At 50.4% G+C, this 14,258-nt stretch carries 13 protein-coding genes and 1 riboswitch; of the genes, 1 reads left to right on the top strand and 12 read right to left on the bottom strand.

Going from position 1 to position 14,258, the window contains the following annotated elements:
* Nucleotides 1-292: 292 nt before the first annotated feature.
* Nucleotides 293-2,008, top strand: coding sequence for an ABC transporter ATP-binding protein (locus A8990_RS05495; RefSeq protein WP_116188013.1), 1,716 nt, complete (start codon nt 293-295; stop codon nt 2,006-2,008).
* A gap of 292 nt (nt 2,009-2,300) precedes the next feature.
* Here the strand turns inward: A8990_RS05495 and A8990_RS05505 are convergent, their stop codons facing one another.
* The 12 genes from A8990_RS05505 to A8990_RS05565 form a co-directional block, all read right to left on the bottom strand.
* On the bottom strand, nt 2,301-3,212 hold the full coding sequence (locus tag A8990_RS05505) for a sugar phosphate isomerase/epimerase family protein (RefSeq protein WP_245995854.1): 912 nt from the start codon (nt 3,210-3,212) through the stop codon (nt 2,301-2,303).
* A complete protein-coding gene (locus A8990_RS05510) occupies nt 3,199-3,882 on the bottom strand; it encodes an orotidine 5'-phosphate decarboxylase / HUMPS family protein (RefSeq protein ID WP_116188015.1) in 684 nt (227 codons plus the stop codon). Before A8990_RS05510 ends, A8990_RS05505 begins: the two co-directional genes overlap by 14 nt.
* A 26-nt stretch (nt 3,883-3,908) precedes the next feature.
* Nucleotides 3,909-4,949, bottom strand: coding sequence for a zinc-binding dehydrogenase (locus tag A8990_RS05515; protein ID WP_116188016.1), 1,041 nt, complete (start codon nt 4,947-4,949; stop codon nt 3,909-3,911).
* Nucleotides 4,950-5,147: 198 nt separating this feature from the next.
* The gene (locus A8990_RS05520) at nt 5,148-6,101 is read right to left on the bottom strand and encodes a phosphotransferase family protein (RefSeq protein ID WP_181909415.1); all 954 of its coding nucleotides are present in this window, start codon (nt 6,099-6,101) and stop codon (nt 5,148-5,150) included.
* A 128-nt stretch (nt 6,102-6,229) separates the two neighbouring features.
* On the bottom strand, nt 6,230-6,463 hold the full coding sequence (locus A8990_RS05525) for a hypothetical protein (protein WP_116188018.1): 234 nt from the start codon (nt 6,461-6,463) through the stop codon (nt 6,230-6,232).
* Between the two features lie 133 nt (nt 6,464-6,596).
* Nucleotides 6,597-7,193 carry an ankyrin repeat domain-containing protein gene (locus A8990_RS05530; protein ID WP_116188019.1) on the bottom strand — a complete coding sequence of 199 codons (597 nt, stop codon included), beginning with the start codon at nt 7,191-7,193 and terminating at the stop codon, nt 6,597-6,599.
* Nucleotides 7,194-7,217: 24 nt separating this feature from the next.
* Entirely contained in the window at nt 7,218-7,907 is a 690-nt protein-coding gene (locus A8990_RS05535; protein ID WP_116188020.1) for a Type 1 glutamine amidotransferase-like domain-containing protein, read from the bottom strand.
* A 244-nt stretch (nt 7,908-8,151) separates the two neighbouring features.
* Entirely contained in the window at nt 8,152-9,225 is a 1,074-nt protein-coding gene (locus tag A8990_RS05545) for a Gfo/Idh/MocA family protein (protein ID WP_116188022.1), read from the bottom strand.
* 2 nt (nt 9,226-9,227) lie between these two features.
* Entirely contained in the window at nt 9,228-10,226 is a 999-nt protein-coding gene (locus A8990_RS05550; RefSeq protein WP_116188023.1) for a Gfo/Idh/MocA family protein, read from the bottom strand.
* 399 nt (nt 10,227-10,625) lie between these two features.
* Entirely contained in the window at nt 10,626-12,401 is a 1,776-nt protein-coding gene (thiC, locus tag A8990_RS05555) for a phosphomethylpyrimidine synthase ThiC (RefSeq protein ID WP_116188024.1), read from the bottom strand.
* 93 nt (nt 12,402-12,494) lie between these two features.
* A riboswitch (TPP riboswitch) is annotated at nt 12,495-12,607 on the bottom strand.
* Nucleotides 12,608-12,664: 57 nt separating this feature from the next.
* A complete protein-coding gene (locus A8990_RS05560) occupies nt 12,665-13,063 on the bottom strand; it encodes a Rieske (2Fe-2S) protein (RefSeq protein WP_116188025.1) in 399 nt (132 codons plus the stop codon).
* A gap of 17 nt (nt 13,064-13,080) precedes the next feature.
* Complete coding sequence (locus A8990_RS05565) at nt 13,081-14,160, bottom strand: amidohydrolase family protein (protein ID WP_116188026.1); 1,080 nt, start codon at nt 14,158-14,160, stop codon at nt 13,081-13,083.
* Nucleotides 14,161-14,258: the final 98 nt, after the last annotated feature.

The raw sequence follows: 14,258 nt of genomic DNA on the forward strand, positions 1-14,258 counted from the left end.
AGACAAAATTCCAAGGCTTTCCTGCACAGGATTCGACAAAATAATATTAAATATTGATGATGCTTATTCTCGGCAGTCTATTCACATGGACAAATCCTAGGTGATACCATAGCTGTGTAAGAATCGGGATAAAAAGGAGAATCTGCAGCATGCTGCTCCTCACTCTCAACTAAGCCGAAGTGTCTTGTTTAGCGTTTGTACACGGTATGAGCAAACTTGTCCGCAAAGGCAGGTTTCTTAAGGTGTGCTTTTGTCTATATGACATCGGTTTGAGTGATCTGGAGGTGAGGTCGTGATTCGTCGTTTCTTTGCGTATTATTCGCCGTATAAACGGCTGTTCATAATGGATTTCACATGCGCCGTAGTCGCCGCGCTGCTCGAGCTTGCATTCCCGCTCGCCGTGCAATGGATGGTCGATACGCAGCTGCCGAGCCGCAGTTGGTCGATGATCTTGCTGACCGGTCTTGGTTTGCTTATCTTGTACCTCATAACGACAGGGCTAAATTTCATTGTCGGCTATTTCGGACATAAGCTGGGCATCAACATCGAAACCGACATGCGCCAGCGGCTGTTCGAGCACGTGCAGAAGCTTTCGTTCCGCTTTTTTGATAATTCGAAAACAGGCTCGCTTCTGTCACGGCTAACAAACGATTTGTGGGAAATTGGAGAGTTGGCGCATCACGGTCCTGAGGAGCTCTTTATCGTGCTCATGACGTTCGCCGGAGCTTTCAGCATTATGCTGATCGTCAATTGGGAGCTTGCACTCGTCACGATCATTGCGGTGCCGATTCTCGTTTGGCTCATCGTCTATTTTAGCAAGAAGCTGCACGACGTCGCTGGGAGCATGTATTCCCGTACCGCCGACGTTAGCGCTCGCATCGAGGACAGCGTTTCCGGCATTCGCGTCGTCAAAGCGTTCGGCAACGAAGTGTACGAGGTCGAAGCGTTCCGCGAAAACAATAATCGATTACGACTTGCAAAGCTGCGATCGAATTTTTTGATGTCGTACTATTCATCGGGGATGTACCTGATGACGCGGCTTATTTCATTGCTTGCACTCCTAATAGGTGCGTGGTTTGCTTATGCAGGCAAATTAAGCTACGGAGAGCTTATCGGGTTCCTTCTGTATGTAAACATCTTCTTGAAGCCGATCGAACGCATCAATGCCTTGATGGATATTTACCCAAAAGGGATGGCTGGTTTCAAACGGGCGTGCGAACTGTTCGACACCGAGCCGGACATTCGCGACGAGCCGAGTGCTGTCGATGTGCGGAGATTGCGCGGGGATATCGAATTTCGCAATGTGACGTTCGGATATGAGGGACATACGAAGGTTCTACAGCATGTTGATTTGCAAGTTCGCGCTGGGGAAACGATTGCGATCGTCGGTCGGTCGGGCGCTGGAAAATCAACGCTATGCTCGCTCATTCCACGTTTCTATGAAATCGATGCCGGGGCGATCCTGATCGACGGTCTTGACATCCGCCGCATGACGCAGCGCTCGCTGCGCAGCCAAATCGGCTTCGTGCAGCAGGACGTGTTTCTCTTCAACGGGACGATCCGCGAGAATATTGCCTACGGCCGGCTCGTCGCCTCCGAAGCTGACATTTTGGAAGCTGCGCAGCATGCCCATTTGGAGGGATTCCTAGAGGCGCTTCCGGAAGGGCTTGACACCGTTATTGGGGAACGCGGGCTCAAACTGTCCGGTGGGCAGCGTCAGCGCCTGGCTATAGCGCGTATGTTTTTGAAGAACCCGCCGATCCTAATTCTCGATGAAGCGACGTCGGCGCTGGACACCGAGACGGAGCAAATTATACAGCAGTCGCTTGAGGAGCTATCTTACAATCGAACGACATTGATCATTGCGCACCGACTGGCCACTATCCGCCATGCCGACCGCATTGTCGTCGTAACGGAGGACGGTATCTCCGAAGAAGGCAGCCACGACGAGCTGCTTGCTCGGCGCGGCGTTTACGCCAGATTGCACGAGGCGCAGTTCGGCGGTTAAGCCGGAGAGTAAGTATGCGATTCCCAATCTTTCCTTAGGAATGGGATCAAGTTCTTGTCATGTGGTTTTGGCAAGAACTTGATCGCATAATTAAAAAAAGCCGCGATATTCGCGGCTTTCATGAAAATAATGTTCTTATCACCTGAGATTTTTTCATCCGGAAGAACAGGTAGGATGGAGTTCAGGACACAGGCCACCGATTAATCGGCAGCCTGCTTTAGGGTATTGTTCAACTTGTTTTCTATGCTACTTTCATCTTCCAAACGCCCATGCCTGTGGCGGGTTCGGAGGGTCACCCTCCTCCCCACGCTGCTAATTGTGCTCTTAAGAAATCAGCAGATTGCCGCATTTCCTCGAGCCCGTTAATACCATCCTCAATGGAAATCCACCGATGGAAACCAATGTCGCGCAAATTTGAAAATATCGCATCATAATCGTTAAGCCCTCTGCCGATCACGCCATGAGCAAGCGCGTCCGAATAGCCTTGGACCGTGTACTCTCTCAGATCATCAAGCGTATAGCCGGGCTTCAAATAACGGTCGCTCGCATGAATGGTCATGATTCTGTCTTTCACCTGCTCCATGACCATCAGAGGATCTTCTCCTGCAAGCAAAGCATTCGATGGATCGAAGTTCACGCCAAACCAAGGTGAAGAAATCTTAGAAATGATTGCCAAGAACACATCCGTGGATTGCGCAAACTCCGGGTACACCCAATAGCCGTCCTTATAATGATTCTCCATCACGAGGTGCACGTTTCTCGTTTCAGCGTAAGGAATGAGACGCTGGATACATTCGATCGTCCAAGCGATCCCATCCTCGCGGGCTATTCCGGGACGGTTCTGGCCGGATAATACTCGAACGCTGCGAAATGCAGTCGGACCGAGAAGTGCCATGATATCAATCATTCGGCGCATCTTCTGAACTTCAGCATCTCTCTGCGCAGGATCCGGATTCGTGAAGTCGGGAGACGAGCACATCATCGGAAGCTCAAGTTGATAGTGACTAGCAGCTGCTATAACGGCCTGGAGATATTCTTCATTATCCTGCTTCAGGAAGGTTGGATACAGCTCAAGGCCATCCACGCCAAGCGTACTGGCCATTTCAATCCATTCGAAAAGGGTCAACTTGCCGCTTGTCAGTTCATCCATGAAGCCTTTCGGAAAAGCAGCGATACGCGCGTCTCGCAGACTAGGAGTTAACACTGTTCTTCACCTTCGCGACAAGATTTTTCAATACCAGCTTCAGCTCGCTGCGATCGGTGCTTGGACGGAACTCCTTGCGATCAATGACGAGCGGAGCTCCTACGACGACTAGCGGCGCTCCAAGCTTCGGCATCTCTGCCGCCTGGTCAATGGACAGACCGCCTACAGCTTGAACAGGAATATTAACCGCTTTCACCACAGCTTCCAGATGATCGTACGGACTGCGGGCGGGATCCTCTCCGCGCTCGTCAAATGAGGTATGCACGAGAATGTAGTCGACGCCGTTCTGTTCCAAAGCTTTCGCGCATGCCACCGGGTCGGAAGCAGCCATAATATCGCCCATTACCTTGATGCCATAATCTCGCGCTGCCTTAACGACGGCGCGAACAGTTGCCGGATGCGCCACACCCATGACAACAACATGCGTCGCGCCGGCTTTCGCCATCATTTCTGCTTCCAAATAGCCACCGTCCATCGTCTTCAGATCTGCAATGATGGGATGGTTCGGGAATGCCTTACGCAGTGCGACAACCGCATGCAATCCTTCCCCCAGCAAGAGCGGCGTCCCTGCCTCGATCCAGTCTACTCCTGCTTCTACAGCCACCTCTGCCATCTCAAGCGCTTCCTTAATCGTAGTCAAATCAAGCGAGATTTGTACAATGGGTTCCACCGTGGCGTCAGCTCCTTAGGTTCGTTCTAGACTTCAGGCAAAATGATCGATTTCGCGTGCGTCAATGCATCCATCTCGTCGAAAGCTTGCTTCCAATCTCCGATGCCGTACATTTTTGCCATAGGAAGGGGATCGATCAACCCGCTGCTCATCAACGTAAGCACCTTCTCCCACATCGGATAATTATGGCTAAACGAACCTTGCAATCTCGCAGCCTTCTGAATGAGTGGATCGAGCGAGAAACCGACAGGTGCCGGTCCCCAGCCGATCTTCGTAATTTGTCCCCCTGGCCGAATCGCCTCCACGCTTTGGCGCAGCGTTGCACTGAGACCGACCGCATCGAGAATCAAATCGGGACCAAAGCCATCTCCGTAAGCGAGCAGCTCCTGAACGACGTTCTGCTTCTCGGCAACAATGATGCTGTCCGCACCAAACTGTTTCGCAACCTCCATACGATTAGCATCTCTCTCCGTACCAATGACCGTAAGTCTGGCTGGGCTGAAGAGCTTAGCGATCTGTACGCACAACAATCCGATGGGACCCGGACCGAAGACCGCCACATAATCGCCGGGGCGAATATGGGAGTGGTGTGCGACTGCGTTATAAGCTACGCAAGAGGGCTCCGTGAGCGCAGCTTGCTCGAAACTGACATTGTCAGGGATAAGATGGACAATTGCTTCTCTCGTTCTGACATATTCGGCCATCGCGCCATTCTCCAACACGCCGAAGCCGCGCCTTGTCGGGCAGAGATTGTATTGACCCGTTCGGCAATAAATACAAGTCTCACAAATATAAGCAGGCGTTTCACTTACAACCCGATCACCGATCTTTACGTGCTTTACCTCCGAACCGATTCCAGCCACAATCCCGGAAAATTCATGACCGAGCGTGACCGGACGGTTTACAGGAAATCCCTGAATGTCATGATACATATGTAAATCGCTTCCGCAAACACCTGCTGCCTTCACTTGGATCAATACTTCTCTCGGACCCAGCTCTGAAGGAATAGGGACGTCCTGAATTTCAACGCTTCCACTGCCTGATGCATAATTGACTATGGCTCTCATAGAAAACTCTCCTTTTCTAGCCTAGGTCTGTCATCATTTGGCTCCACACATCATTCTACACGCTGTCCCCCATTTCCTCCCATTTCTTATCCACAGCGCAAGCAAAAATAGGGCTTTCTTGGATCCGACGCAGTCACAAAAAATAACCACCGCATCATAGCGATTGTTATTTTTGTTTCCGAATTCAGCATGGTGATTCTAGTCTCCTGCTGGCCATGCAGCTTCTATCTGCTCCAACCATGACCTGGCACTAGCTTTAAACCCCTGGTAGGATTCATCTCCCCAATGCAGATAGGACACCGAAATAAGCTCGACGGTCTCAAAAAGCTGATAGTACAGCTGCTTGATCTCAAACAAAGGCGACAGCTTGCGTAGGGTTGAATAACCTGTCAGGAAGGCTTTCTGCATCACCGATGTATCCGTCAATTCATCCTTGAATGACAGCGATTTGAAGTCGAACTCCGGATCGCCGGATATCGACCACTCCATATCCAGAATAGCTGTAATTTCTCCATCTGCACACAGCATGTTCGCAAAATGATAGTCGTTATGAACCAATGATGCTGTTGATATTCCACGGAACAAACGATGAGCTCTCTTATAAACGTAGACATAACGCTCGGCTTCCTCGGGATTTAGAATGCCAAGCTTCAGACAACGATCGGTTCTTTGCTTCATGCCCTCTTCCAGGTACTGCTGCCAGCTGTCGTATTTATTATTAGACGAGAGAGCAAGCTCTCCAAACTTGTCCCGACCAATCCCATGAATTTGGGCAAGTAAAACGCCAGAGTCGTATGCCATCTTGATTTTTGATTCATCGGGAGCCGTCTCCAATGCTTTCCATACATCAATGCCTGGCATCTTGCTTGTAATCAATATTTCATATGGTAAATGATCATGGCTGTTATCAAACACATGAACTTCTGGAACTGGTATGCCTGCCGATTTCATCATTCGAAGCGCTTGCTGCTCATTGTCGAATTTCGGGAGCTCCACGTCTCTCGCATTTACTCTAACGACATAATGATCATTAATAAAAATACATGGATTCACGATTCCCCGATCCGAATATTCGATCCGATCAATTGGTCCGAGATGATGCTTCTCGAAGATAGCTTGGATTGTTAAGATATCAAATCTCATCGATTTCATGGACATGTCCTCTCCCATTCACCCGACTATCATAATATTCCAAATGATGTAACAATTACGTTTTTTAATAAATTATAGCATGGATGATGAAAAAAAGCCGCGATATACGCGGCTTCGTATCAGGTTGCTCATTTCCACTTTTCTTTCGTCTGTCGCCTCAATTCAGCGATCTCCAGCCGAAGTTTCTCGAGCTCGGTTCTTACCGCGCGCATCAAAGAGTTCAGCCCGAATCCGATCAAGAACAAGATTAAACCAATTAGAGATACGCTTCTTGCAGCCGCCAATTCCAACAAAAAAAAGATGATACCGAGTACGATAAGAATGATCGAAATGAATTTGACGCTTCTTAACGAGTCGTACATGTTGATGCCACTCCATTCAAGGACGCCATTTCTTTAACGAACTCGCTTACCTTTATTTTCAATATTCTATGTGCCTAAGTTCAATTTGTGCCCGCATACCTTGCCATTAAAGAGATAATGTTCTTGTCATTCCTCACTGAGCTTCTAAAATGTGAGCTATAGCTTGTAATCCGTTCTTTCTAGCAATATCTAAGGGAGTTCTTCCCTCTTTATCTTTAATATTAATATCTGCCCCGTGTTTAATTAATAAAGTTGTAATATCTTCATATACTGAACTTCGGTTTGGAGAAAATGCAACTTCATAAAGGGCCGTATACCCTAAGTTATTTATATGATTAACATCTACATCAGTTTCTTCTAGTAATAATTTTGCAACCTCATAATGTCCTTGTTCACAAGCAGGTATCAATGGTGTTCCGCCATATACATTCAGAAGTTTCATATTTGGTCTATATTCAAGTAGAATTTTAACAACATCCACAAAGCCATGAGCGGAAGCAAAATTAATAGGATTACGATCTTCCTTATGGATTCCGAATGCATCTACATCAGCTTTGCGCTCCAGCAGGAGTTTAACTGCTGCTGGATTATTGCTCATCACGGCAGCCATTAATGCTGTTTGTCCGTTTTCATCTTTTTCATTCACGTTTATACCATTCTCGATAAAAACTTTTATTTCATCCAAATCCCCATTTGATATTTCATTAAAAAAATCATTAATTATGTTCATAGGATACCAACTTTCTTAATGAATTTAGAAGCATCGATGGTTACCGTTGGGCGAAAAAAGCTTCCAATACCCTTCGGAAACAACTTCGACAGCTCCGTCGATCACTTTGATGGCGGTCTGATCATCAATTGCATACGCAGGTCCCTTCATCCCTGCTGCCCATTGCTCCGCAGCAGCAATGGTGTTTCCCGGCAGCATCACGTGGTCCAGATGCGGAAATATTGAAAAATCAACGAGTCCCAGCGTTTCATCCTCACCGGTGGGTGGAGTCCAGCCAACGAATAATTCCCCAATGTGAGGTGCCATCACCATGCTCCCGGCGCTCAGTCCCACATAGACGGCGTTCAGCGATGGCAAGAGATCTGCAAATCCGGACTGCCGCATCCAGTGACTCAGATAAAGGGCGTCGCCGCCCGAAACCAGCAGAACGTCCGTCTCCTGGACGAGGGGCACCCAGCGCTCTTCGTGGATGCTTGGCAGCGCTGTGAGCTCCAACACGCCGACAGATTTCCAGCCTAGGCCAACCATATGATCTTCGGAATTTCCACTGATGAACTGCCAGGTTTTGGATCCGGGGCCAACCCATGGGTGCCCGTACATCGCCGTGGGAATGCAGAGGGCATTAGATTCTGCGATCGGCTTGTCCAGCATGCCAACAAGCACGTCGTGTATGCTTTTGTTAATGATGCCTCCGGATGTAAGCAAAAGTTTCATTACTTCACTCCTTGTCTTTGTGTGAATCTGATTCGCCATAATCCCTGCATAAAAGCTTTTCTGACAGCATAGTTAATTTTATATTTTGCAGTAAAAGGATTCGCCACGGCGAATCCTTTTACTAGGTACTCGACTAATCCCCCGATGTATGCGGACCCCATGGGCTTACAATGGAGGATGGACAACTTGGCCAATAAGCCAAAGCCCACAAATATGCCACCTATCTGGACCATGGTCCGGCCGGTCAGTCGAAGTAGACAGGCTTCCCGGTTTCGGCAGAGATATAGACCGCCTCCAGAATCGCCGAGACAACCATCGCCTCTTCGGGCTTCACGAGCGGCTCCGCATCGTTCACGATGCAGTCGATCCACTGCTTGGCTTCGTACTCGAAGTCCGTCAAATTCTCGCCTCTGAAGCGTTCTCTCGCCTTCGGGTCTACGTCGATGACGTTCAGGAACAGGCTGCCGTCCCGCTCGCCGTTGATTCGCAGGCCGTTGTTGAAGTCCGCTCCGCCTTTCGTGCCGCACAAATACGACCCTTCCGTCTTGGCGACATTGAGCGCCCAGCTGGTTTCGATCGAAACGACGGCGTTGTTCTTGAATTTCACATAGCCGAAGGCCGAATCCTCCACTTCGAATTCCTGTGGATCCCAGGATCCCCACTCGTTCGCCGCGTTCTCCGTATACTTTAATTTGTGGAAGACGCTGCCCACGACGCTTTCCGGCTCGTAATTGTTCATCAGCCAGAGAATCAGATCCAGAGAGTGGGTGCCGATATCGATCATCGGACCCCCGCCCTGCTTCTCCTTGTCTAGAAACACGCCCCATGTGGGAACGCCTCTGCGTCTGGTCGCGACCGCTTTGGCATAATAGATTTCGCCGAGCTCCCCGTTCTCGATCATTTTCTTCAGCAACTGGGACTGCGCCTTGCTCCGGTTCTGGTAGCCGACCGTCAGCTTCTTCCCGGTCCGGACATGAGCGTCGTACATGGCTTTCGCATCGGCTCCGGTCTTTGCCATCGGCTTCTCGCACATGACATGCTTCCCGGCCTCCAATGCCGCGATCGAAATCTCGGCATGCGAGATATTCGGCGTCAGAACATGAATGACTTCGATGTCTTCCATGGATAGCAGCTGTTTGTAATCCGTGAATATCCGGGCGCCGGGAGAGCCGTATTTCTCGGCGGCTTCCCGCGCGCGTTCCTCGATCAGATCGCAGAATGCAACCATCTCTGCCTGTTCCACTTTGGACAGACTCGGCATATGCTTGCCGTTCGCGATCATGCCGCATCCGATGATTCCGATCTTGACTGTCCGCATGCTTACATCCCTCCCGATTGCTTGAACTCGACCGTTCTTCGCTCGCGATGCGCAATATAAGCCGTTTCCAGCAGCTCCGTCAGCTTCGTGCCGTCCTCAAGCCCGAAGGGCATCGGCCTATCGTTCAGGACACCGTTCACCCATTGAGTCAACGGCAGCGGCTGCGCTTCGGGTAACCGGTAGGGAGCAATCCAACCCTGCAGCTGAGAGTCGCCATGCTTGGATGCCACTTGCACGCTGTCTCCGGAGACGATGAGCGTTCCTTCCGTTCCGTACAGCTCGAAAGCCGGCGGCGTCCTGTAAGTGACGAGACTGGTTTCCAGCAGCGCGACGGCATTGTTCGCGAACTCGATCGAGCATTGCGCGTTGTCTTCGACTGCCCTGCCCGTGAAATGGTTGAACATGGACGTGATCCGCTTTGGCTGGCCGAGCAGCCAGCTGGCAAGGTACATCGGGTGACAGCCGAGATCCATCATGGCGCCTCCGCCCGCCAGTTTCTCGTCGTACCAGTAGTCGGGCAGCCAATTACGAAGCGCGCCGTCATGGCCGTTCCGAATGCGCAGCAGCGTGATCGCGCCGAGTTGGCCTTCGTCCAGCAGCTTCTTGGCGAACAGATGATGCGGTCTTGTCCGGGCGGGGAACGAAATACAGAACTTGACGCCCGCCTGCCGGACGGCTGCCGAAATAAGGTCGCATTCCGCAACGGTAAGCGCCATCGCTTTCTCGGTGAAAATATGCTTGCCCGCGTTCGCGGCGGCGATCATTACTTCGGCGTGCATGCTAGTCGGGGCGTCGACGACTACGGCGTCCACGTCTTCCCGGCGCAACAGTGCTTCAAGGTCGGCTTCGAACCCGGCTCCAAGCTCCGCCGCCCAGGCGCTTCCCCGTTCTTTGTTTTCATCCCAAACGGCCGTAATGTTAACGTTTCCAAGCGATTGCAGGTGTTTGGCGTACCCGTCGGCATGAACATGCCACTTGCTGAGCATGGCAACATTTAGCATTCGAGAATCCCTCCAAGTCCGTGTTAGAAAACGGCGGCTCGCTGCTTATTCGAATTTAGGTGCATGCGTCTGGCGTTGGTTGGTCAGCGGAGCAGTCATACAGTGGAAGTGGTTAATTAATTGTGAAGTTAGATCAGTGAGGGCAAACAGATCGTTTGCGTAGTCAATCAGCGGCAAAGCGGAATGTATACGTTGTGGAAGAGCAGGATCACCTCCAACGCGCCTCGTTCAAGCAGAATATATCATATCTATAAAATATGAAACAATAATACATAAGGACAGAATAACCATGAGATCGCGACGCAACTTAGAAACTCCCCTACAAGTGGCGATTTATTCATGAAATCTGTCCACTAGTAGGGGAGCCTGTCAGGATTGGCAGCCTGAATACAACTTTTGTTACATGATACTACCCGCATCTTTGAAAGCTTTGGATTTTTCCTTCATTCCCTGCTCGATAGCTTGATGTTCTTCGAGCCCATGTTGTTTCGCATAATCGCGAATGTCTTGCGTAATCCTCATGCTGCAAAACTTAGGCCCGCACATGGAACAGAAATGAGCCGTTTTGGCCCCCTCTGCCGGAAGTGTTTCATCATGATATTCCATCGCTCTTTCCGGATCTAACGATAAATGGAATTGATCTCTCCAGCGGAATTCAAAACGCGCTTTGGATAAAGCAAGATCTCGCTCTTGCGCGCCGGGGTGACCTTTTGCCAAATCTGCCGCATGGGCGGCGATCTTATATGCGATTACCCCTTCGCGAACATCATTTTTGTTTGGCAGGCCAAGATGCTCTTTTGGCGTGACGTAGCAGAGCATTGCGGTTCCGAACCATCCGATCATGGCTGCGCCGATAGCTGAAGTAATATGGTCGTAGCCAGGGGCAATGTCCGTAGTGAGCGGTCCCAGCGTATAAAATGGGGCTTCCCGACAAACCTCCATCTGCCGATCCATATTTTCTTTTATCAGATGCATGGGAACATGGCCCGGTCCTTCGATCATGACCTGTACGTCATGTTTCCACGCGATTTGGGTAAGTTCGCCCAGCGTATCTAATTCGGCAAACTGCGCTTCATCGTTGGCATCCGCTATTGATCCAGGACGCAGCCCGTCTCCCAGCGAGAATGCGATATCATAGGTTTTCATAATTTCACAAATTTCCTCGAAATGCGTGTAAAGAAAATTTTCTTGGTGATGAGCAAGGCACCATGCGGCCATTATGGAGCCGCCGCGGGAGACAATGCCTGTAACGCGTGCAGCAGTCAAGTGAATATACCGTAATCGTACGCCGGCATGAATTGTAAAGTAGTCGACACCTTGCTCGGCTTGCTCGATAAGCGTGTCGCGATAAATCTCCCAGTTCAATTCCTCCGCTTTGCCGCCGACTTTCTCCAATGCTTGATATAAAGGTACTGTACCGATGGGTACCGGGGAATTGCGGATTATCCATTCCCGCGTCGTATGTATATTTTGGCCTGTGGAAAGATCCATAATGGTATCCGCACCCCACCGCGTTGCCCATCTCATCTTCTCTACTTCTTCGTCGATCGATGAAGCTACGGCGGAATTTCCGATATTGGCATTGATTTTTACTAAGAAATTTCGGCCTATGATCATTGGCTCGCTTTCGGGATGATTGATATTGGATGGAATAATGGCTCGACCGGCAGCTACCTCGTTACGCACGAATTCTGGAGTGACGTTTTCTCTTAACGCGATGTACTCCATTTCAGAGGTTATGATTCCTTTTCTTGCGTAATGCATTTGGGTTACGTTTGCCCCGGCTGCAGCACGCAGCGGGCGGCGATTCAATCCAGGGAATAGATCTCCTTGATTGACGAATTCCCCTGCTCTTCGTCCATTGTCTTCAGCTTGGATGGTTCTGCCTGTATATTCTGCGACATCGTTACGTTCCAATATCCAATTCAGCCGATTCAGCGGGAGCCCCTTACGGATATCTGTTTGTGCGTGTGAGTCTGTATACGGACCGCTTGTATCATAAACCCTCACAGGTGAATTTAGTTGTTCGTTACCGGCGCTGCCAGTTGGGGTCAATGCAATCTCACGCATCGGGACGTTAATATCCGGACGTGAACCTTGAATATAAACCTTCTTGCTGCCCGGAAAAGATGCTAGGTCTGGAATTTCATTCGTACGTTTGATTTCGCTTGCCATTTAATTGCCTCCTTAGGATATCAATGTGAGCAAGCGGAGACGCCTCTTAAACATATAAAAAAGACCGCAACGAAAAGAAGCGGTCTTTGTATACACAAAGGCTTGAACGTTTCCTCCGCTGGCATTACCCAGATCAGGTTTTACGGTCGACAGCATCATCGGCTATCCTCTCAGCCTGGCTAAACCAAGCTCCCGTGTATTCGATTGGTCTACTACATCTTATATACGTTGGAAAAATAAGTCAACCCCTGCTTGCCAACAAGTTATATATGCACAACGATCGTTCCGGATTCCACCGTGACAGGATACGTCTCCACTCCCGGGGCATCCTCCACTTCAACCGTCACATCATAGGTCTTGACCAGACATTTGTGCGGATCGAAGATCGATTTGCCGGTGGTGATGTCAAATTCCCAGCCATGCCATGGGCAGCGTACGATCTCGCCCTCCCGGCCGTATACATATTCCCCCGGCGCAGATGGAAGCGTCATACCCGTTACGGTACCGACGCAAAGCGGCGCTCCTTGATGCGGGCAGCTGTTTTTCAGGGCGTAGTATAAACCGTTCACGTTAAATATTCCGATCGGGCGTCCTTCCACGACCAGCATCCTTCTCGTTCCCGCAGGGAATTCGGCGACCGGTCCGATGACATGCCTCCCCATAATGGTTGCCTCCTCTGCTAAAGCTTATATAACTCTTTCGCATTATCGAAGAAGATCCGGCGGTGCAGCGACTCCGGCAGTTTCGGGAAAGCGCGTGTCGGGGAATCGAAATCCCAGTGCGGATAATCGCTCGAGAACATCAGAATATACTCGGCGTCCATCATTTCGAACATTCGCAGCAAGTAGGCGTCGTTGTCCGGTCTTTCCAATGGCTGCGAAGTAATCCGCACATGATCGCGCAAGTATTCGCTAGGTCTGCGTTTCAACCAAGGGACTTCATATCGGAGCGCTTTATATTCCGCGTCAAGCCGCCACATCAACGGAGCCAGCCACGCGACTCCGCCTTCGACAAGGACAATCTTAAAGTCCGGAAACCGCTCGAAAACGCCTTCCGTCAAAAAACTGACGAGATGCGCTTGGAAACCGAGAGACAAACAAGTGTGCCATTCGATGTAGTGGGTCGGAAACCCCGGGGTCGGCTGCACGTTAATTCCCATCCCGTCAGTACCGGGGTGAATGGCGAAGGGCAGTCCGAATTTCTCGCAAGCTTCATAGATGGGATAGAACTGGCGCTGTCCGAATGGAGCGCGAGATCCGGAATCCGTCATGACCTGGACAAAATGCGGATGCCCAGCCCACCGCTCGATTTCGCGCGCAGCGGCCACAGGATCTTGGGTATTCACCGTGATGGAGCCTTTGAATACGCCATCCGGATTATATTTGCTAAGCCACGTATCCGCGAGCCAATCGTTGTAAGCCGCCGCGATTGCGTTTCCGAAATCGGGATCAGGCTGCAGGTTGCAGAATGCGCGCGGCATCAGAATCGCATACGCATACCCGTACTCGTCGATGAGCTGCTTACGCAGAAGCTCCGGATCGGAGCCAGATGGACCGCCCTGCGGAGGTCTCGCGTCCAAGCGGTCTCCATGCACCGGATTTCCGTAAAAGCCGCGACCGCCTCCGTTATAACGCTCCCTCCACGGCTGGCTCATATAGGAACGGAGTTCCTCCGTGTTTCTAGGGTAAGGGTGCACATCGCAATCGATGATTACCGTACGCGTTGTCCTTTGTTCAATCGTCTTTTCCTGCTGCTCCATCCTTCCGTTCGCCTCCATTACTTTGATCTCGTAATAAATCGGTTACGGCACAACATAAGCGTTTTCTGTTGTATTCGCGGTGGAGGTAGACACTCCTG

The sequence above is a fragment of the Paenibacillus taihuensis genome, from assembly GCF_003386535.1.
Lineage (GTDB): Bacteria > Bacillota > Bacilli > Paenibacillales > Paenibacillaceae > Paenibacillus_Z > Paenibacillus_Z taihuensis.